At 73.5% G+C, this 19,198-nt stretch carries 17 protein-coding genes; 10 read left to right on the top strand and 7 right to left on the bottom strand.

Annotation, left to right across the window (positions count from 1 at the left end; translation table 11 throughout):
• The first annotated feature begins 7 nt into the window (after window positions 1-7).
• Both AC0693_RS04315 and AC0693_RS04310 read left to right on the top strand, forming a co-directional pair.
• Complete coding sequence (locus AC0693_RS04315) at window positions 8-745, top strand: enoyl-CoA hydratase family protein (protein WP_478800919.1); 738 nt, start codon at window positions 8-10, stop codon at window positions 743-745.
• The gene (locus AC0693_RS04310) at window positions 733-1,368 is read left to right on the top strand and encodes a TetR/AcrR family transcriptional regulator (RefSeq protein WP_478800918.1); all 636 of its coding nucleotides are present in this window, start codon (window positions 733-735) and stop codon (window positions 1,366-1,368) included. The genes AC0693_RS04315 and AC0693_RS04310 overlap by 13 nt, the downstream gene beginning before the upstream one ends.
• Window positions 1,369-1,395: 27 nt before the next feature.
• On the opposite strand, the gene AC0693_RS04305 is transcribed toward AC0693_RS04310, so the two are convergent.
• A complete protein-coding gene (locus AC0693_RS04305; RefSeq protein ID WP_469317973.1) occupies window positions 1,396-2,496 on the bottom strand; it encodes a citrate synthase 2 in 1,101 nt (366 codons plus the stop codon).
• Between the two features lie 239 nt (window positions 2,497-2,735).
• On the opposite strand from AC0693_RS04305, the gene pdxH reads away from it, so the two are divergent.
• Together pdxH and AC0693_RS04295 are read left to right on the top strand one after the other, a co-directional pair.
• Window positions 2,736-3,359, top strand: a complete 624-nt coding sequence (gene pdxH / locus AC0693_RS04300; protein WP_478801000.1) for a pyridoxamine 5'-phosphate oxidase — start codon at window positions 2,736-2,738, stop codon at window positions 3,357-3,359.
• Between the two features lie 383 nt (window positions 3,360-3,742).
• Window positions 3,743-5,062 carry a PAS domain-containing protein gene (locus tag AC0693_RS04295; RefSeq protein WP_356411292.1) on the top strand — a complete coding sequence of 440 codons (1,320 nt, stop codon included), beginning with the start codon at window positions 3,743-3,745 and terminating at the stop codon, window positions 5,060-5,062.
• Window positions 5,063-5,086: 24 nt separating this feature from the next.
• Here the strand turns inward: AC0693_RS04295 and AC0693_RS04290 are convergent, their stop codons facing one another.
• Together AC0693_RS04290 and AC0693_RS04285 are read right to left on the bottom strand one after the other, a co-directional pair.
• On the bottom strand, window positions 5,087-6,403 hold the full coding sequence (locus AC0693_RS04290; RefSeq protein WP_478800917.1) for a M48 family metallopeptidase: 1,317 nt from the start codon (window positions 6,401-6,403) through the stop codon (window positions 5,087-5,089).
• Window positions 6,404-6,476: 73 nt separating this feature from the next.
• Window positions 6,477-7,232, bottom strand: coding sequence for an SIS domain-containing protein (locus AC0693_RS04285; protein ID WP_469332908.1), 756 nt, complete (start codon window positions 7,230-7,232; stop codon window positions 6,477-6,479).
• Between the two features lie 211 nt (window positions 7,233-7,443).
• Between AC0693_RS04285 and AC0693_RS04280 the strand changes: the two genes are divergently transcribed.
• Window positions 7,444-8,136, top strand: a complete 693-nt coding sequence (locus AC0693_RS04280) for an iron-dependent transcriptional repressor DtxR (protein ID WP_356411299.1) — start codon at window positions 7,444-7,446, stop codon at window positions 8,134-8,136.
• Between the two features lie 283 nt (window positions 8,137-8,419).
• Window positions 8,420-9,397 carry an alpha/beta fold hydrolase gene (locus AC0693_RS04275; protein ID WP_478800916.1) on the top strand — a complete coding sequence of 326 codons (978 nt, stop codon included), beginning with the start codon at window positions 8,420-8,422 and terminating at the stop codon, window positions 9,395-9,397.
• Window positions 9,398-9,559: 162 nt separating this feature from the next.
• Here the strand turns inward: AC0693_RS04275 and AC0693_RS04270 are convergent, their stop codons facing one another.
• The 3 genes from AC0693_RS04270 to AC0693_RS04260 form a co-directional block, all read right to left on the bottom strand.
• Window positions 9,560-11,233 carry a transporter gene (locus AC0693_RS04270; RefSeq protein WP_478800915.1) on the bottom strand — a complete coding sequence of 558 codons (1,674 nt, stop codon included), beginning with the start codon at window positions 11,231-11,233 and terminating at the stop codon, window positions 9,560-9,562.
• Window positions 11,230-12,048 carry an ABC transporter ATP-binding protein gene (locus tag AC0693_RS04265; protein ID WP_356411307.1) on the bottom strand — a complete coding sequence of 273 codons (819 nt, stop codon included), beginning with the start codon at window positions 12,046-12,048 and terminating at the stop codon, window positions 11,230-11,232. The genes AC0693_RS04270 and AC0693_RS04265 overlap by 4 nt, the downstream gene beginning before the upstream one ends.
• A 124-nt stretch (window positions 12,049-12,172) precedes the next feature.
• Window positions 12,173-12,859, bottom strand: coding sequence for a bifunctional DNA primase/polymerase (locus AC0693_RS04260; protein ID WP_356411493.1), 687 nt, complete (start codon window positions 12,857-12,859; stop codon window positions 12,173-12,175).
• 293 nt (window positions 12,860-13,152) lie between these two features.
• On the opposite strand from AC0693_RS04260, the gene AC0693_RS04255 reads away from it, so the two are divergent.
• Both AC0693_RS04255 and AC0693_RS04250 read left to right on the top strand, forming a co-directional pair.
• Window positions 13,153-14,535, top strand: coding sequence for an NsdA family TPR-like regulatory protein (locus AC0693_RS04255; RefSeq protein WP_356411310.1), 1,383 nt, complete (start codon window positions 13,153-13,155; stop codon window positions 14,533-14,535).
• Window positions 14,536-14,606: 71 nt separating this feature from the next.
• Window positions 14,607-16,103, top strand: a complete 1,497-nt coding sequence (locus AC0693_RS04250) for a hypothetical protein (protein ID WP_478800914.1) — start codon at window positions 14,607-14,609, stop codon at window positions 16,101-16,103.
• A gap of 92 nt (window positions 16,104-16,195) precedes the next feature.
• Here AC0693_RS04250 and AC0693_RS04245 read toward each other — a convergent pair whose 3' ends face one another.
• Entirely contained in the window at window positions 16,196-17,554 is a 1,359-nt protein-coding gene (locus tag AC0693_RS04245) for an ABC transporter substrate-binding protein (RefSeq protein ID WP_468469144.1), read from the bottom strand.
• A gap of 230 nt (window positions 17,555-17,784) precedes the next feature.
• Between AC0693_RS04245 and AC0693_RS04240 the strand changes: the two genes are divergently transcribed.
• Both AC0693_RS04240 and purU read left to right on the top strand, forming a co-directional pair.
• Window positions 17,785-18,231, top strand: a complete 447-nt coding sequence (locus AC0693_RS04240) for an SCO4402 family protein (RefSeq protein WP_468469253.1) — start codon at window positions 17,785-17,787, stop codon at window positions 18,229-18,231.
• A gap of 40 nt (window positions 18,232-18,271) precedes the next feature.
• Window positions 18,272-19,165 (top strand): formyltetrahydrofolate deformylase, encoded by an 894-nt coding sequence (purU, locus tag AC0693_RS04235; protein WP_356411318.1) that lies wholly within the window; start codon window positions 18,272-18,274, stop codon window positions 19,163-19,165.
• The last annotated feature ends 33 nt before the right edge of the window (window positions 19,166-19,198 follow it).

Here is a 19,198-nt window from a genome sequence, read left to right as displayed (position 1 = left end):
AACGGACATGACCCCGATCGTCGGATCCGCGCACACCCGCGGCATCACCACCCTCACGCTCGACTCACCCGGCAACCGCAACGCGCTCTCCGCGGAACTCGTCGGCGAGCTGCGCGCCGCCCTCGCCGCGGCGGGAGCGGACCCGGCGGTCCGGGCCATCGTCCTCACCCACACCGGCGGCACCTTCTGCGCCGGGGCGGACCTGAAGAACCCCTTCGCACCCGAGGACTTCCTGGCCCTCCTGCGCGAACTGGCCGAGCTGCCCAAGCCGGTCGTGGCCCGGGTGACCGGCCACGTCCGGGCCGGCGGCCTCGGGCTGCTCGGGGCCTGCGACATCGCCGCCGGCGGCCCGCAGTCCTCGTACGCCTTCACCGAGAGCCACCTGGGCCTCGCCCCGGCGGTCATCTCCATCCCGCTGCTGCCCCGGCTCGACCCCCGGGCCGCGGCCCGCTACTTCCTCACCGCCGAGCGCTTCGGGCCGGCCGAGGCCGCCCGGATCGGCCTGCTCACCCTGCACGCAGACGAGGTCGACCACGCCCTCGAACCGGTCCTCGCCGGGCTGCGCAAGGCCTCCCCGCAGGGCCTCGCCGCCTCGAAGGCACTGGTCACCGCGCCGGTACGAGCGGCCCTGGAGCGGGACGGAACACGGCTGACGGAGCTGTCCGCGTCCCTCTTCGGCTCCACCGAGGCCCGCGAGGGCATCACCGCCCTCTTCGAGCGCCGGGACCCGTCATGGGCGTCATGACCGACCCCGGCCGGCCGGGCGCCCGCCCGACCCACGCCGGACCCAAGCAGGCCCGCAGCCGGGTCACCCGCCGCCACCTCCTGGAGGCGGCCGTCTCCTGCCTCGCCGAACACGGCTGGGCGGGCTCCACCGTCGCCGTGGTCGCCGAGCGCGCCGGCGTCTCCCGGGGCGCGGCCCAGCACCACTTCCCCACCCGCGAGTCCCTGTTCACGGCCGCTGTCCAGTACGTCGCCGAGGAACGCTCCACCGCCCTGCGCGAGCTGTTCCACACGGCCCCCGCGCCGCGCGCCGAGGTCGTCCACGCCGTGGTCGACCTGTACACGGGCGCGCTCTTCCGGGCGGCCCTCCAGCTGTGGGTGGCCGCCTCCAACGAGGAGCAGCTGCGGCCCCCGGTCGTCGAACTGGAGGCCAAGGTCGGGCGCGAGACCCACCGCATCGCCGTGGAGCTCCTGGGCGCCGACGAGTCCGTACCCGGCGTGCGGGAGAGCGTCCAGGGCTTCCTGGACATGTCGCGCGGGCTGGGCCTGGCGAACGTCCTCACCGACGACACCGCCCGCCGGGAACGGGTGGTCACCCAGTGGGCGGCCATCCTGGACACCGCCCTGGGCCCGGCCCCGGACTGACCGGGGGCGGGCCCGAGGACGGGCGGGTTACGGCGCGATGTCGCCGTAGCCCTCGACGGCCTGCGGGGCGCGGGAGCCCGGGCCGACGTAGCGCGCGGACGGCCGGACCAGGCGGCCCGTGCGCTTCTGCTCCAGGATGTGCGCGGACCACCCGGCGGTACGGGCGCAGGTGAACATCGAGGTGAACATGTGCGCCGGGACCTCCGCGAAGTCCAGCATGATCGCCGCCCAGAACTCCACGTTCGTCGCGAGCACCCGGTCGGGACGCCGCGCGTGCAGCTCCTCCAGCGCGGCCTTCTCCAGCGCCGCCGCCACCTCGTAGCGCGGCGCGTCCAGCTCCTTGGCGGTGCGGCGCAGCACGCGGGCGCGCGGGTCCTCGGCGCGGTAGACGCGGTGGCCGAAGCCCATCAGCCGCTCGCCCTTGTCCAGGGCCTTCTTCACGTACGCCACCGCGTCACCGGTGCGCTCGATCTCCTCGATCATGCCCAGCACCCGGGACGGCGCCCCGCCGTGCAGCGGCCCCGACATGGCGCCGACGGCGCCGGACAGGGCGGCGGCGACATCGGCGCCGGTGGACGCGATGACACGGGCGGTGAAGGTGGAGGCGTTCATGCCGTGCTCGGCGGCCGAGGTCCAGTAGGCGTCGACGGCCTTGACGTGCTTGGGGTCGGGCTCGCCGCGCCAGCGGATCATGAAGCGCTCGACGACGGAGTCGGCCTTGTCGATCTCGCTCTGCGGCACCATGGGCAGGCCCTGGCCGCGGGCGGACTGGGCGACGTACGACAGGGCCATCACGGCCGCGCGCGCGAGGTCGTCACGGGCGGTGGCCTCGTCGATGTCCAGCAGCGGTTTGAGGCCCCACACCGGCGCCAGCATGGCCAGCGCGGACTGGACGTCGACCCGGATGTCCCCGGAGTGCACCGGGATGGGGAAGGGCTCGGCGGCGGGCAGGCCCGGGTTGAACGCACCGTCGACCAGCAGGCCCCAGACGTTCCCGAAGGACACGTGACCGACCAGGTCTTCGATGTCGACCCCCCGGTAGCGGAGGGATCCGCCCTCCTTGTCGGGCTCGGCGATCTCGGTCTCGAACGCGACGACCCCTTCGAGCCCGGGTACGAAGTCGGACATCAGGCGGCTCCTCAGATAGATGCGAACACGCGCGGCTCCCGGCGTGATTCGCGGTCCGGCGCGGTCATCCCCGTTGATGCCCGGCGGGGCCGTTGGTCACCCTCCCGGGAACCAGCGGACCGGCCCCAAGATTTTGTCCGCTCGGGATGTCCTGCGGAAGCGTGACATACGGCACACCCCCGGAAGTCCTCCTGCGGCAGGATGGCGGGGTGACAGAAAAGGATCTCGACCCCGCCCTCATGAGGATGCACTACCGCTCGGAGATCCTCGCCGAGGACGCCCTCGCCGCGGACCCCATGGAGCAGTTCGGGCAGTGGTTCCGCCAGGCCGCCGACGCGCGCCTCTTCGAGCCGAACGCGATGGTCCTCTCGACCGCCACCCCGGACGGGCGGCCCAGTTCGCGCACGGTGCTGCTCAAGCAGTTCGACAACCGCGGCTTCGTGTTCTTCACCAACTACGGCTCGCGCAAGGGCACGGAACTGGCCGCGAACCCCTCCGCCGCCCTGCTCTTCCCGTGGCACCCGATCGCCCGCCAGGTCCTGGTCACCGGCAGCACGGTGCGGATCGGCCGGGACGAGACCGCCGCCTACTTCCGCTCGCGCCCGCACGGCTCGCAGCTGGGAGCCTGGGCGAGCGAGCAGTCCCGGGTCATCTCCTCGCGCGCCGAGCTCGACCGCCGCTACGAGGAACTCGCGCGGCGCTACCCGGAGGGGGAGCAGGTACCGGTGCCGCCGGAATGGGGCGGGATCCGCGTGGTCCCGCGGGAGGTCGAGTTCTGGCAGGGCCACGCGAACCGCCTGCACGACCGGCTGAAATACGTCCTCGACGGCGAGAATTGGCGCGTGGAGCGCCTCTGCCCGTAGCCCGCCGCCCCGCCCCGGCGGCCGGGAAAAACAGACGACCCGCGGGCTCGGGTTTCTCTCCTGCAGTGAGAGAAGCCGGCCGGACGTACCGGCGAGCCCGCGGGTCGGGTGACTGCTGTGGATTGGCGCCGACGAACCTTGTCGGCACTGCACTGCTTGGGTGCGTACGACAACGGGCGTCAGCCCGCAGTCACCTCACGCGTCCGGTTGCCAGACATTTCCGGAACCACCTCCCTTCTCGTGTACGGCAAGCCTAGGACGGCGCCGCGCCCCCCTCAAGCGATTTAATTCGGGGGAATCCGGTGAATCAGGTGTGGGCTGCGTCACGTTCCAGTTCAATGATCTGACGTGCCGCACACGCGAACACCTGCAGGGGGTCCCAGGTGAGTGCTTTCGGACGTAGTGAGACCACCGATGATCTGCTCGCCGCGCTGCTGGACGGGATGGACGCGGCGCTCTGCGCGTTCGACGCCGACGGGGTGATCACGCACTGGAACCGTGAGGCCGAGCGGATCCTCGGGTGGTCGGCCGCCGAGGCCGTGGGGCGGCGGGGGTTCGCCGGGTGGGCGGCGCGGGCCGCCGACGCGCAGGACGTCGAGGCCAGGCTGATGGCGGCGCAGGACGTTCCGGGCCGGCAGGTGCACGAGTTCGCGCTGCTCACCAAGGACGGCGGCCGGGTGCTCGTACGGACCCAGTCGGCCGGGGTGCCGGGCGCGGACGGGAAGCCGGCCGGGGTGTACTGCGCGTTCAGCGAGGTGCACGCGCAGATCGACCTGGAGCGCTCCATCGCGCTCAGCGAGGCGCTGCTGGACGACGCCTCCTGGGGGGTCGTGCTCGTCGACGTGGACCTGCGGCCCGCCGTGGTCAACGCGCGGGCGGCCACCGCCTTCGGTTCGGGGCGGACCGCGCTGCTGGGGCGGCCGCTCGGGGAACTGCTCGCGCAGGGCGTGGAGGAGCTGGAGGGCGCGCTCCAGCACGTCCTGGCCGAGGGGCCGCCGCCCGGGCCGGTAGAGCTGTGGGTGTCGGTACGGACGTCCGCGGGCCTGCGGCGGCGTTGCTGGCGCAGCGGCTTCCTGCGGCTGGCCTCGCCGCTGGCGGAGGAGCCGGTGCCGCTGGGGGTCGGCTGGCTGTTCCAGGACGTCACCGAGGCCCGGCAGGCCGAACTGGACACCGCGCAGCTGCGGTTCCGTTCCCAGCAGCTGCACCGGGCGGGCCGGGCGGCGGGGGAGTGCGAGGAGCCGGCGGAGGCGGCCGCGGTCCGGCTGGAGTTCGCGCTGGCCGGGTTCGCGGACCACGCGCTGATCGACGTACTGGCCGCGGACGGGGCGCGGCTGGTCCGCTCGCCCGTGTCGCCGACGGGGGCGGTGCCCGCGGCGGGCCCGCTGCTGCCGGGGCCGGGGGCGATCCCGGTGCGCTACGAGCCCGGGCACCCGGCGCTCCAGGCGCTGGACCGGATCGGGTCGGTGCGGGCCAGCGCGCCGGACGGCGCGGCGGGGGAGGGCTGGGCCGGCGCCCGCCACTGGCCGCGGGGCGCGGCGCACGGGCTGTGCGTGGTGCTGCGCAGCCGGGGCCGGAGCCTGGGCGTCCTGACGTTCCTGCGCGGCCCGTCCCGTCCGCCGTTCGACCGGGTGGACGCCGCCTACGCGGAGGAGGTCGCCTCCCGGGTGGCGATGGACCTGGCCCTGTCGACCTCCGCGGTGTGAGCGGAGGACGGACCGCCCGCCCGGTCAGCCCGCGTGGTGGCGGATGACCTCGCGCGCCACCGCCGCCCGCGCCGGCGCGAGTTCCGCCGCCACCGCGGCGGCCCGCCGCCCGTCGTAGCCCACCCGGGCCCGCTCGGGCGGACGCCGTTCGAGGCACTGGCGGCGCAGGTGCGTGGGCGGGTGCGTGTCGTCCACGCTGTGCCCGCGCAGGGCGGCGACCCGGCGCAGCCGCTCGTACTCGTGCTCCGGTACGGACGCCAGGTGCGCCGCGATCCGCTCCCACAGCCCCTGCTCGGCGACTTCCCGGGCGGCGTGCCCGGCCCGCCCGCCGGTCATCTGGGCGGCCACGGACTCCCGGCGCAGCTCCACCTCGACCGACCCGCTCACCAGCAGCCGGTCCATCAGGCCGACCGCGCCCGCGGTCGAACCGGCCCGCGCGGCGCCCAGGTCCGCCTGGTACTCGGCCCGCTGGGAGGCGCGCAGGGTGAGGCGGTCGAGCAGGAGCAGGAGGCCGTACGCCGCGCAGCGCGGGAGGTAGCCCACGATGTTGAACAGCGTGTCCCACACGGTGGTCGCCCGGCTCGGCGCCAGCGCGGTTACCCAGAGGGCCAGGGAGCGCAGCGCGCCGTGGGTGAGCGCCCCGTGCCGCAGGTCCCCGTTGGCGAAGTGCCCCAGCTCGTGCCCGAGCAGCGCGACGCGCTCCTGCGGTCCGAGGACCTCCCACAGGCCGAGGCCCAGGATCAGCAGCCGGCGGCGGCGGATCCCGTACGTCGTCACGGCGGCGTTGACGTCGCCGCTCACCGCGACGGCGTGCACACCGGTGGTGCCGGTGACGGCGGCCACCTCGTCGATCAGCGCGAACAGCTCGGGCGCGTCCGGGCGGCGCAGCACCGGCCCGCCGTCCGGCAGCCGCCCCGACCGGGGCCGCAGGGCGACGGCCACCGCGAGCAGGACGAGGCCTTCGACCGGCTCGATCCCGGTCTCCCAGCCCAGCACGATCAGCAGCAGCCCGGCCACCAGCAGCGCCGCGGTGAAGCCGTGCACCAGCACGGCCAGCGCGAGGGCGGTCAGCGAGGCCGAGTCCCGGAGCGGCCGGCCGGGGCCCGCGCCCTCCCCCGCCATCGCGGCGGCGAGTTGTGTGCCGTGCCGCAGCGCCAGCCGGCGGCGGGACGCGGCGAGCCGGCCCGGCCCGGGGTCCGGCGCGCCGGGGTCCACGTTCCAGTCGCAGGCCGCGCACCAGACGACGAACCGTTCGTCGGTGGCGGTGAGCGGCGCCGCGCAGTGCGGGCACACCTGTTCCCTCTGTCCCCCCGGTGCGGTGACCGCGGACCCCTGTTCCATGTTTCCCGTTCCCCCACCCGTGCGGGCCCTCGGCGGGCGCGCGGTCAGGGGAGCGTAGCCGGAAGGGGCGGGCTCAGTGGCGGAAGAAGATGCGGTCCCCGTACTCCTGCATGACGCGGCCGTTCCACTCGTGGCCGCCGTCGACGTTGCCCGACCGCAGCAGCGGGGGTTCGATGCCGCGGGCGGCGAGCTCGCCGGCCGCCGCGGCCATCACGGCCTGCATGATCGCGCTGGTGACGACCGTGGACGCCGGGGCGAAGGGGGCGTCGATGCCCTCCAGGCTCAGCTCGGCGTCGCCCACGGCGATCTTGCTGTCGAGGACGATGTCGCAGTGGTCCCGCAGGAAGGTGCCCGAGGCGTGCCGCGAACGGGTCTCGGTCGCGTAGGCCACCGAGGTCACGCCGATCACCTTGAGGCCGATGGCCCGCGCGTTCATCGCCATCTCGACGGGCAGGGCGTTGCGCCCGGAGAGGGAGATGATCACGAGGACGTCGCCGTCGGCGGCCGGACTGCTGTCCAGGACCGCTGCGGCCAGCCCGTCCACCCGCTCCAGCGCACTGCCGAGCGTCGCGGGCATGACGTCGATGCCGGCGGTGCCGGGGACGGCGAGGAAGTTCATCAGCGCGAGGCCGCCGGCCCGGTAGACCACGTCCATCGCGGGGAGGGAGGAGTGTCCGGCGCCGAAGGCGAAGAGCCGGTTTCCGGCGGCGACGGCGTCGGCGATCACGGCGCCGGCCCCGGCGATGTTCGAGGACTCCTCTTCACGCACCCGTTCCAGGAGGCCGATGGCGGCATCGATGAACTGACCGGCCAGCTTGCTCTCGCTCATGCGCTGAGGGGCCCTTCCGGGGGTGGGGTGCGTCCGTGTCCGCCGCTCACCGTGCGGTCTGGACCAAGGGCGTGTCAATACCGGCGTCAATCCGGCGGCGGGGGCCCCGAGGGGGCCCGGGGCGGCCCTTGCCCTCCGGCACGGGACGGTTGTCGGCCTGATGCGTCAGAATTGGGTGCAGGGCCAGCGCACGATATCCCGAGGGGCACGAATGTCCGGACTGATCGATACCACGGAGATGTATCTCCGCACCATCCTCGAGCTGGAAGAGGAAGGCGTGGTCCCCATGCGCGCCCGGATTGCGGAGCGGCTCGATCAGAGCGGCCCGACGGTCAGCCAGACGGTGGCACGCATGGAGCGCGACGGCCTGGTGGCCGTCGCCAGCGACCGGCACTTGGAGCTGACGGAGGAGGGGCGGCGGCTGGCCACGCGCGTGATGCGCAAGCACCGGCTGGCCGAGTGCCTCCTCGTCGACGTGATCGGACTCGAATGGGAGCAGGTGCACGCGGAGGCCTGTCGCTGGGAGCACGTGATGAGCGAAGCGGTGGAGCGGCGGGTGCTGGAGCTGCTGCGCCACCCGACCGAGTCGCCGTACGGGAACCCGATCCCGGGCCTGGAGGAGCTGGGCGAGAAGGCCGAGGCGGATCCGTTCCTCGACGACAGCATGGTGAGCCTGGCGGAGCTGGACCCGGGCGCCGACGGCAAGACCGTGGTCGTGCGGCGGATCGGTGAGCCGATCCAGACGGACGCCCAGCTCATGTACACGCTGCGGCGGGCGGGCGTGCAGCCCGGCTCGGTCGTCAGCGTGACGGAGTCGCCGGGCGGGGTGCTGGTGGGCAGTGGCGGCGAGGCCGCCGAGCTGGAGGCGGAAGTCGCCTCGCACGTGTTCGTGGCCAAGCGGTGACCGTCGGGATCTCCCGGGCGGGGTAGCGCTCGCGGTGGGGGCGGTCCCGGTGCCTCACGGCACCGGGACCGGTCCTCCCCTTGTGACCCGGAGCCCCGAGCTCTCAAGGTCATCCCCTCGGACCGTCTTCCCCGAGCGGCCCGCCTCCCGTTGAAGATCTCCCCTCGGCAGCGGCGGCCAATCCTTGAGCAAGGTCATTCGAAAGAGTGGTGTTGCGGTCGAGAAGGCAGTTTTCGAATGCGGGTTCGATAGTCTGGCGGGGAGCGAAGGGGGTGCATCTGCGGTGGTACAGCGCTTCGATGTAACGGGGTCCGACGGCGTACGCCTCGCGGCCTGGGAGTTCCGGGAACCCGCCGCCCCAGGCGCCCTCGGCGAGGACGCGGGGGCGGGGGCCGCGGGGTCCGGCTCCGGTGCCGGTTCCGGGTCCGACCCGGGATCCGCACCGGGATCCGCACCGGGATCCGTACCGGGGCCCGGCTCCGGCGTGCTGTTACTCCACGGCCTGATGGGCCGTGCCTTCCACTGGGCCGGTACTGCCCGCTGGCTCGCCGAGCGGCGCCGCGTCGTCGCCCTCGACCAGCGCGGCCACGGCCAGAGCGAACGCCTGGCCAACGGACCGGACATCCCGGCCGCCTTCGCCCGCGAGGCCTTCGTGGCCGACGCCGAAGCCGCCGTAGAACAGCTCGGCCTGGCTCCCGTCACGCTCATCGGGCACTCCATGGGCGCCCTCACCGCCTGGCAGCTCGCCGCCCGCCGGCCCGACCTCGTCGAAGCCCTCGTCATCTGTGACATGCGGGCCTCCGCGCTCGGTGCGGCCTCGCAGCGGGAGTGGGAGGAGTGGTTCCACCGGTGGCCCCTGCCGTTCCCCACGCAGGACGCCGCCCGCCGCTGGTTCGGCGAGGACGATCCCCGGGTCGAGCGGCCCGATCCCGGGCGCGGCGCCTTCTTCGCCGAGGTCATGCACCAGGCGCAGGACGGATGGCGCCCGCTCTTCTCCCGTCGGCAGATGCTCACCGCGCGGGAGACGTGGGTGCACGACGCGCACTGGGAGGAGCTGGCGCAGGTCCGGTGCCCGACGCTGGTGGTGCGGGGGCTGGACGGGGAGTTGGGGCGGGCCGAGGCGCAGGAGATGGTGCGGGTGCTGCCGGCGGGGCAGTATGCGGAGATTCCTGATGCCGGGCACTACGTGCACTACGACCAGCCCGGGGCTTGGCGGGCGGTGCTGGAGCCGTTCCTCGACGGGGTCCGGGCGTCTGCCTGACGGGCGGGCCGGGGGCGGGCCGCTGCGCGGAGTCGTCCCCGACCCGCCCTTCCTCCGTTCCCCGGGCTCCGTCCGGACCCGGTCCTCAAACGCCGGACGGGCTGGGGGAGGGGGTCCGGGCGGAGCTGGGATGCGGGCTCCGCCCGGGCCCGGGCCCGGGGGTCAGCCCTTGCTTACCGCTGTCAGGATTTCCGGGAGGCGGCGGGCGACGGTGGGGGCGGACAGGCGTAGGCCCGTCCACGCGGTCAGGGTGCCGTAGGCGGCGCCCACCGGGAGCAGCAGCCACAGAACGCCGTGCAGGTCCGCCACGTGCAGCCAGATGGTCAGCGCGATCAGCGGTGCGCACAGCAGGGCCGAGGAGACCAGGCCGAGGAAGATGCCGAGCCAGGCCAGCCCCGCCTGTCCCGGGGCGACGTTCTTGAACGCGCCGTCGGTCGGGATGGAGTACGGGAAGCGGGCCGAGGCCAGCGCCCCCGCGCACAGCATCGCGCCCAGCAGCGCCAGCGAGAGCCCGATGACCTCCGGCAGGGCGGTCCAGTCGCCCACCATCGCCGCCGTCACCACGGTCACGAGTACCGTGTACGGGACGGTGACCAGGGCCAGCGCGAGGGCCCGGGCGTGCAGTTCGGCGTAGGCCTCGCGCGGGGTCGAGATGGTCTGGGCGACCATCCAGAACGCCGAGGTGTCCTGCCCGAACTGGTTGTACATCTGGACGCCGAGCATGCCCGCCCCGAAGCAGGCGAGGTAGACGGAACCCTGTCCCTGGAGGGCGTTGGCGACGGGGATGATCAGGCCGACGGCCAGCGAAGTCGCCCAGCCGGCCTTCGTCTTGGGGTCGCGGACGGCGTACCGCAGGGCACGCTGGATGACCGCCCCGGTCCGTCCGTCCGGCAGCAGGGACCGGGAACCGGCCCCCTCCGCCTGCCCGGTGCCGCGCTTCTTCGCCGGACCGGCCGCCGCGAGGGTGGAGCCGTCCGGGGTGACCATCAGGTGGGTGAGGGTCCGTTCCCAGAACCGCAGCAGCAGCGCGATCGCGCCGACGGTCAGCGCGAGCTGGGCGGCGGCGACCCCGTACGAGCCCCGGCTGACCGAGTCGACCATGCCGAGGGCGGTCGCGGGCGGCAGCCAGCGCACCACGGCCTCGGCGGGTTCCAGGGTGCTCAGGCCGCCGTCCTGGAAGAGCCGCTGGCTGGCGAAGTTGGCGAACTGGGCGCCGATCGCGATCAGCAGCCCGCTGAGCACGGCCAGGTCCCGGCCCTTGCGGCTGTTCAGCAGCCGGACGTTGGCGGTGGCCACCGCCCGCGCCAGGACCACGCAGCCGAGCAGCAGCAGCGGCACCCCGAGGACGGCGGCGATCACACCCGCCGGTCCGTGGGCCACCGCGACGGCCGATCCGACGGCGAGGCACAGCGTGAAGAGCGGTCCTATGCCGACGAGCGAGGACGCCAGCAGGGCCCGCACCAGCGGCCGGGGCCGCAGCGGCAGCATCACCAGCCGGCTCGGGTCGAGGGTCTCGTCCCCGCTGGGGAAGAACAGCGGCATCACCGACCAGAACAGGGCCAGGATCGCGGCGAGCAGCACCACGACCGTGCCCGCGTGCGCGTTCCCGCGCAGCAGGGCCAGGCCGAACATCTGGAACCCGCCGACGACGAGCGCCAGGACCAGCGTGCCGAGGTAGGCCGCCTTCCGCTTCGACGAACCCCGGAGGCCGTTGCGGAGCAGGGACAGTTTGAGCCGGACGAAGACCGCCGTGAGCGGGACCTCGGCGGAGCCGTTCCCCCGGCCCGCCCCCGTTCCCGTCCCGGAGCCGGCGACGGGCGCCGTGGCCGCGCTCATCGGGCGGCCGCCCCGCCGCCGAGCCAGTCCAGCGATTCGCCCGTGTCGAGACCGTGCGCGCCGACCAGTTCGAGGAAGGCGTCCTGCAGGCTGGGAGCGCTGCCCCGGACGGTGTCCAGCGGGCCGGCGGCGCGGATCTGCCCGGCCGCCATGACGGCGACCCAGTCGCAGAGCGACTCGACCAGCTCCATCACGTGCGAGGAGAAGACGACCGTGGCGCCGGAGGCGGTGTAACGTTCCAGCACCCGGCGGATGGTCTGCGCCGACACGGGGTCCACGCCCTCGAACGGCTCGTCCAGGAAAAGCACTTCGGGGTTGTGCAGCAGGGCGGCCGCGAGGCCGATCTTCTTGCGCATGCCGGTGGAGTAGTCCACGACGAGCTTGTGCTGGGAGCCCGCGAGGTCCAGGACGTCGAGCAGCTGCGTCGCCCGCTTGTCCGTCTCCGGGCCCGGCAACCCGCGCAACCGGCCCATGTAGCCGAGCAGTTCCCGCCCGGACAACCGTTCGAAGAGCCGCAGCCCCTCCGGCAGCACGCCGATCCGGGATTTGACCTGAACCGGGTCCTGCCATACGTCATGTCCGGCGACCTCGACGCGGCCCTGGTCCGGGCGCAGCAGCCCGGTCACCATCGACAGCGTGGTGGTCTTGCCGGCGCCGTTCGGTCCGACGAGACCGATGAACTGCCCCGCGGGCAGCTCCAGATCGATCCCCCCGACCGCGATCTGCTCGCCGAACCGCTTCCACAGCCCTTCGATCCGTACGGCGGGGGCGGCCACCTGTGCCGTGTCCCCCGTCGACAATGCCTGGTCCGGCATCGCGCCCTGCCTCTCGTTCTGTCCCCGTGGGTCGAGTTCACCTTACGAGGGCAGGCAGCGGCAGTTGAAGGGCCGAATGTACTGGCCAGGACATTTCGACCCCCGGCCGGTCAGCGCCGGTTGGTCAGCCCTGGCGGGCCCGGGCCGCGGCCGCCTCGCGCCCGCACGCGTAGGCCAGTACGTCGATCAGCTCCTCGGTGTCGGGCAGCCACCGGTTCGCCGGGGTGGGGCGGCGGACCCACTGGACCTGGCCCTTGCCGCCGTAGCGGGTGGGCGGGGCGGCGACGTAGTCCCCCTCGCCGCGTGCGACGAGGTCGAGCGAGGCGTGCTGCCAGCCCAGCTTCCGCAGCAGGTCGGGGAGTTTGGCGCCGGCGCCGGGCAGGACGAAGAACTGCATCCGCCGGTCCGGGGTCGCGGTCACCGGCCCGATGGTGAGCCCGAGCCGCTCCAGCCGGGCCAGCGCGAGGAAGCCGGACACCTCCGGGACCTCGATCGCGTCGAAGGTGCGTCCCGTGGGCAGCAGGATCGAGGCGGCGGGCTGGCGCGACCACAGCTGGCGGACCCGGACCGCGCTGCCCGACGCGAGGGCCGCCCACTCCTTCACCCCCGGGTGCGCGCCGGGCCTTTCGCAGGTGGCGACCCCGCAGGAGCAGACCTCCCGGCCGTCCCCGGGTTCCAGCCAGGTGCCGGCGAACACGTCCCAGTGCCGCTCTTCCGTGTACCGCACGGCATGGTCCAGCAGCTGTTCACCGCGTTGCTGGGGGATGGGCGCGGTCTCCGTGACTCCGATGGTCTCTTCCACGATCAGCACAACTCCCGCCGTCACCGGGAGTTACGGCCGTAAACCAGCCGTTCGAGGGAGCATCGATCCTGCATGTGGGGCGCACCGGTGCACGGGCGGGGGCGCGCGGGGGACCGGGAGCCGGGGGGTGGGTAGCGACACCTGGCAGCGGACCGGAGGGCGGCCGCCGCCCGCTCACGTGACGCCCCGAGTGCACGACCGGGTACGACTCACCACGTTCCGGGTGGTGTTCCGCATTCTTCGCAGATCAGCCGGGAAGTGATCACACGCACGATCACCCGCGGCCAGCAGGGGGTTTTCTCATGGCAGCCAGGCCTCTCGTCGCCCGTCAGCCCAACGAACGGTTGCAGGCACTCATCCAGGAAGCCGGCTGCTCCAACGCCGGCCTCGCCCGTCGGGTCAACATGTGTGGTGCGGAGCACGGCCTCGACCTCCGCTACGACAAGACGTCCGTGGCCCGCTGGCTGCGCGGCCAGCAGCCGCGCGGCCGGGCCCCCGGGATCATCGCCGAGGCCCTCGGGCGCAAACTCGGCCGGACCGTCACCATCGACGAGATCGGCATGGCCAACGGCAAGAACCTCGCCTCGGGCGTGGGACTGCAGTTCTCCCCGACCGTCGTCGGCGCTATCGAGCAGGTGTGCGAGCTGTGGCGCAGCGACGTGGGCCGCCGCGACTTCCTGTCCGGATCGACCGTGGCCGCCTCCGCGCTCGTCGAGCCCAGCCGCGACTGGCTGATCACCGGGGCCGACGCCCAGGTGGCCCGTACGGGCGGCTCGCGCGTCGGCATGTCCGACGTCGAGGCGGTCCGGGCGACCACCGAGGCCCTCACCGACCTCGACCACCGCTTCGGCAGCGGGCACGTACGGCCCGTGGTCGTCCACTACCTCAACAGCGTGGTCTCCGGCCTGATCGGCGGCTCCTACCGGGAGCCGGTGGGCCGCGCGCTCTTCGCGGCCGTGGCCCGGCTCACCGAACTCGCGGGCTACATGGCGGTGGACACCGGCCAGCCGGGGCTCGCCCAGCGCTACTACATCCAGGCGCTGCGCCTGGCCCAGGCGGCGGGCGACCGGGCCTACGGCGGCTACGTGCTCGCCGCGTCCATGAGCCACCTCGCGGCCGAACTGGGCAATCCCCGGGAGATCGCGCAGCTGGCGCGGGCCGCGCAGGAGGGCACGCGCGGGATGGTCACCCCGCGGGCCGAGGCCATGTTCTACGCCGCCGAGGCGCGCGGGCACGCGCTGCTGGGCGACGCCCGGGCCACGGCGGTGCTGTCCTCGCGGGCCGTGACCGCGCTGGAGCGGGCCGAACCGGAGTCCGGCGACGACCCGGTCTGGATCCGCCACTTCGACCAGGCCTACCTGGCCGACGAACTCGCCCACTGCCACCGTGACCTGGGGCAGGCCGACGCGGCGGGACGGCGGGCGGAGGAGGCCCTGCGGGCACTGCCCCGGACCAAGGCCCGCAGACGAGCCATCGGGCTGCTGCTGCTGGCGACCTCGCAGGTGCAGCGCCGCGAGGTCGAACAGGGCTGCCACACGGCCGCGCAGGCGGTCGACCTGCTCTCCGGCCTGCGCTCGAACCGGGGCGCGGAGTACCTCGACGACTTCCGCTCGCGGCTGGATCCCTACCGGGAGGAAGCGGCGGTCAGGGAGTTCAGCGCGCGGCTGGAGACACAGGTGGCGTAACGGACGCGGGGGGTGACCGGGTAGCGTGACCGACGGTTCCGTAGGTTCGGACGGTCGGAGAAGGAGTCCCGGTGACGCAGAGCGGACAAGGCGGCGACTCGCGGCATCCCGCGGAGCCCCAGCCCCCCGTGTACGAAGCACCCGTGTACGACGCGCCCGCGTACGAACCGCCGGTGTACGGGGCCCCCGCGCCGGGGGCGCCCGCACCCGGCGCGCCCGCGTACGGGTACCCGCCCCAGGGGCCGCCGCCCGGCCACGTCCTGGGGCCGGGGTACGAGGGCCCGGGCCAGCCGCACGGCTACGGCTACCCGCCGATCCCTGAGGCCGAGACCCAGTACATACCGCCGGTCCCGGCCCACCCGGGGCCGATGGAGGCACCCACGCAGTACATCCCGCCGGTCCCGGGCGCGCCGGGGCCGATGGAGGCGCCGACGCAGTACATCCCGCCGGTGCAGGCCGGTCCCGGTCCGGGTGCTCCCGGTCCGGGCGGTCCGGGACCCGGGGCCGGGCCCGCGATGCACGAGGCCGCGACCCAGTACATCCCGCCGGTTCCGGCGGGTCCGGGCCCGGGTGCGGGTGCCGGCCGGGGGCAGGGGCAGGGGCCCGCCCAGGGGCCGCCGGACGTGTTCGACGGCTTGTTCCGTGGCGAGGGTCCCGGGCAGGCTTCCGGGCCGGGACCCGGGCCGGGGTACGGCGACGAGCAGGGGCACACCCAGGTGCTGCCGCCCGTCCAGGAGCCGGTGCGCAGCCAGGCGCCGCCGCCCGCGCCGCCGTTCCAGCAGCGCCGCCCGAGGCCGCAGCCGCAGTTCCAGCAGCAGCCGCCGCAGTTCCCGCAGGGGCCCGGCCACGGCCACCAGCAGCCTCCGCCGCCCCCGCAGTTCCACCAGCCCGCCCCCTTCCAGCAGCCGCCGCCGGAGCCCGCGCGGAAGGTGTCGCCGGTGGTCATCGGGGTCGCGGTGCTCGCGCTGGCCGTGGCCGGGCTGGGCGTGGGCGCCCTGCTGGGCAACGGCAAGGCCCAGAACAACGACCCGGCCGCGGTGGACGCCGTACCGAGCGCGCCGGCCGGTTCCGGTTCGGCCAAGCCGCCGGCGGACCAGGCGCCCGTCGATCCGGCGCGCGCGCAGGCCGTCCAGCTCGACAAGGTGCTCGCGGACAGCAACGACAGCCGCGCCGCGGTGATCCGCGCCGTGGACGACGTGAAGGACTGCAAGAACCTCGCGCAGGCCGCCACCGACCTGCGCGACGCGGCCCGCAAGCGCGAGGAACTGGTCACCAAGCTCCAGGAGGTGAAGACCGACAAGCTGACCGACCACGCGAAGCTGACGGCGGCCCTCACCAAGGCCTGGAAGTCCTCGGGCTCGGCGGACGAGCACTACGCGGCCTGGGCGGACGAGGCCGCGAACGACCGCAAGACCTGCAAGGACGGCAAGGCCAAGACCACCGGCCACGCCAGTGACGCCAACAAGGCGAGCGGCGAGGCCACCAAGGCCAAGGAGTCGGCCGCGGCCATGTGGAACAAGATCGCGGCCCAGTACGGCCTCACGCAGCGGGACAAGTCCCAGCTCTGAGCGGGTGCGGGTGCCGGGTGCGCGTGCGCGGCGCGGGGCGGCGCGGGGGCTGCGGGACCGGGTCCCCGCGCCCCCCGGCCCCTGTCGGCGGTTCAGCCGGAGCGCGGGGCCGCCTCCAGGGTCTGGGTCATGTCCATGGTGGTCTCGCCGGGCTGGGCGACGATCCGGCCGTCCTGGACGACCTGGAAGGTGACCCGGCAGTTCGCCATGCGGGGGAACCCGCCGACCGCGCGCATGTCCTGGTAGCGCCAGCTGAGGCCGGGGGTGAGGCCGCCGGTCTCGACGCCCGGCGAGTGGTTGAGTGCGCGGGAGACCGTGCGGCCGGTCACCTCCCCGTCCTTGCCGAGGCGCTTGACGATCTCGCTGAAGACGGAGTAGGCGATCCAGGTGGTCTGGGTGCCGGTGTCGTCCGGATTGACCCGGTTGTCGCCGAAGGCGTTCTCGGCGATGACCTTGCGCATCGGCTGCCACAGCGGGTCGCCCGAGACGGGGTACCAGCTGGTGACGTAGGCGCCCTCGAACTGGCTCTCCTTACCGCCGGTGCGGTCCACGAGGGACTGGCTGACGCTGCCGAGGACGGAGGAGAGCTGCGGCTTCTTCGCCTGGGTGTCGAGGCGCCGGAAGGAGTCGAAGAAGGTCTCGGTGCGCTCGCCGAGGACGGCCGCCACGCATCCCCCGCCCTTGTCCGATGCCGCCGCGGCGGTCTTCTCCCTGTCTTTGTCCTTCTCCTTGCCCTTGCTCTTGGCGGCCTCGGTGAGGGCCGCGCGCGCCTCGTCGACGTAGTTCGCGGAGTCCTCGGGCGCCCGGACGTCGGCGGCCTCGCGCTGCGGCTTGACCGCCTTGAACCCGGCGTTGAGGAGGATCGGCATGGAGTCGCCCGCGAGGGTGTCGGGCCGTACGAGCGCCACGTCGTCGCAGGCCTTGCCCAGCTGGTGCCCGGCCCCGGCGAGGAGGACCGGCTGGCCGCCGTTGACGGGGTAGGACAGGGTGCTCTGGAACTCCTCGGCGGAGACGCCGTAGCCGCCGATGAAGGGGATGCCCTCGGCTTCGAGCGGGGCCATGAAGGCACGGCCCCACTGGCTGTACGAGCCGACGACGGCCACGGCCCGGGCGGCGATCGCCTGCCGGGCGCAGTCGGCGGCGCCGCCGGCGGTGTTGTGTTCGTTGCAGGTCAGGACGTGGAGCTTGCGGCCGTTGATGCCGCCCTTGCCGTTGATCCAGCGCTCGTAGGCCTTGGCCATGGCGGGCATGCCGCCCATGTTGGTCGCCTTGGTGCCCTCGGGGGCCCAGGTCATGACGGTGATGGTGCCGCCGGAGCCCCCCGTGGCTCCGGGGACCAGTCCGCAGCCGGTCAGTAGACACGCACCCGCCACCGTGCTCGTCACCGTGGTCACCGCCCTGGTCAGGAGCGTGCGGGAGCGGGAACGTGAGGCGGTTCGCCAGTCGGTCATGACCCGTCACACTTCCGGGCCCCGGGGAACTGAAGTGTGAGGTGTACACAACATCCGGTGACACCCGCGTGAATTGCGGGGGTCGCCGGGGTGCGCGGCCGGGCGGGAGGGGGCGGCCTGCCGGGCGGGGAGCGGCGCCGGGGCGCGGCCGGGGGGAACGTACGATCGAACGCGTGACATTCGACCCAGGTCCGAAGAACTCTTCCCGCCGCGGCCGCCGCTCCTCCACCATGGGCGGCATGGCCCTCAACGACATGCCGTGGTGGCGCTGGCGCACCAACGTGCGCTCGGCTCTGCACATGCTCTCCGACCCGGCGTTCCAGGAGGACACCTGGCTGGCCGGTCTCGACGGCTACGGAGACGTCACCGACGCCGTCTACCGGCTGGTCGAGGACACCTGGCTCGACAACTGGTCCGCCGAGAAGTACGTCGGCACGATCTTCCGCGACTCCCAGGAGGCGGCCCTCGTGGACCTCGCCGTCCTGCGGGTGCTGCGGATCCTGCACCAGGTCGGGCCCGACGCCCCGGTCTCCGTCTACCTGGAGCACCACGCCTGGCCGGAGGCGGTCCGGGCCGCGCGCGAGGCGCACGTACGGCTGGCGGCGGCCGACGGGGACGACCCCGACGCGCGGCCGCGCTCCCTCGACGTGCTGAGGATCCTCACGCGGGCGGCGTGATGATCCGGGGAGCGCCGCGGATGTGAAAGTCTTGCGGGTCATGAGCGACGACCCGCAGCAGAACGACCGGAATGACCGGAACGAGCCCCAGCAGTACGTACTCACCCTGTCCTGTCCCGACAAGCAGGGCATTGTGCACGCCGTGTCCAGCTATCTGTTCATGACCGGGTGCAACATCGAGGACAGCCAGCAGTTCGGTGACCACGACACGGGCCTCTTCTTCATGCGGGTCCACTTCTCGGCGACGCCGCCGGTGACGCTGGAGAAGCTGCGGGCCAGTTTCGCGGCCATCGGCGACTCCTTCCGGATGGACTGGCAGATCCACCGCGCGGACGAGCGGATGCGGATCGTGCTGATGGTGTCGAAGTTCGGGCACTGCCTGAACGACCTGCTGTTCCGCTCGCGGATCGGGGCGCTGCCGGTCGAGATCGCGGCCGTGGTCTCCAACCACACGGACTTCGCCGAGCTGGTCGGTTCGTACGGGGTGCCCTTCGTGCACATCCCGGTCACCAAGGACACGAAGGCGGCGGCCGAGGCCGAGCTGCTGGAGCTGGTGCGGGCGGAGAACGTCGAGCTGGTGGTCCTGGCGCGGTACATGCAGGTGCTGTCCGACACCCTGTGCAAGGCGCTGAGCGGGCGGATCATCAACATCCACCACTCGTTCCTGCCGAGCTTCAAGGGCGCGAAGCCGTACCACCAGGCGCACGCCCGGGGCGTGAAGCTGATCGGCGCCACGGCGCACTACGTGACGGCCGACCTGGACGAGGGCCCGATCATCGAGCAGGAGGTCGAGCGCGTCGCCCACGACGTCACGCCGGACCAGCTGGTGGCGGTGGGCCGCGACGTCGAATGCCAGGCGCTCGCGCGGGCGGTCAAGTGGCACAGCGAACACCGCGTCCTGCTGAACGGCTCCCGCACGGTCGTCTTCACCTGAGCCCGGCCAACTCCGGCATCGCCGGGCACGCTC

It is taken from the genome of Streptomyces sp. NPDC043876 (assembly GCF_056435825.1).
Note: the sequence above shows the minus strand (reverse complement) of the source record. Positions and strands in the feature narration are given on the sequence as shown.

Coding starts and splice junctions, on each gene's coding strand:
- AC0693_RS04315 (WP_478800919.1), top strand. CDS start 8: ATGACCCCGATCGTCGGATCCGCGCACACCCGCGGCATCACCACCCTC.
- AC0693_RS04310 (WP_478800918.1), top strand. CDS start 733: ATGGGCGTCATGACCGACCCCGGCCGGCCGGGCGCCCGCCCGACCCAC.
- AC0693_RS04305 (WP_469317973.1), bottom strand. CDS start 2,496: ATGTCCGACTTCGTACCCGGGCTCGAAGGGGTCGTCGCGTTCGAGACC.
- pdxH (WP_478801000.1), top strand. CDS start 2,736: ATGAGGATGCACTACCGCTCGGAGATCCTCGCCGAGGACGCCCTCGCC.
- AC0693_RS04290 (WP_478800917.1), bottom strand. CDS start 6,403: ATGGAACAGGGGTCCGCGGTCACCGCACCGGGGGGACAGAGGGAACAG.
- AC0693_RS04285 (WP_469332908.1), bottom strand. CDS start 7,232: ATGAGCGAGAGCAAGCTGGCCGGTCAGTTCATCGATGCCGCCATCGGC.
- AC0693_RS04280 (WP_356411299.1), top strand. CDS start 7,444: ATGTCCGGACTGATCGATACCACGGAGATGTATCTCCGCACCATCCTC.
- AC0693_RS04270 (WP_478800915.1), bottom strand. CDS start 11,233: ATGAGCGCGGCCACGGCGCCCGTCGCCGGCTCCGGGACGGGAACGGGG.
- AC0693_RS04265 (WP_356411307.1), bottom strand. CDS start 12,048: ATGCCGGACCAGGCATTGTCGACGGGGGACACGGCACAGGTGGCCGCC.
- AC0693_RS04255 (WP_356411310.1), top strand. CDS start 13,153: ATGGCAGCCAGGCCTCTCGTCGCCCGTCAGCCCAACGAACGGTTGCAG.
- AC0693_RS04245 (WP_468469144.1), bottom strand. CDS start 17,554: ATGACCGACTGGCGAACCGCCTCACGTTCCCGCTCCCGCACGCTCCTG.
- AC0693_RS04240 (WP_468469253.1), top strand. CDS start 17,785: ATGGGCGGCATGGCCCTCAACGACATGCCGTGGTGGCGCTGGCGCACC.
- purU (WP_356411318.1), top strand. CDS start 18,272: ATGAGCGACGACCCGCAGCAGAACGACCGGAATGACCGGAACGAGCCC.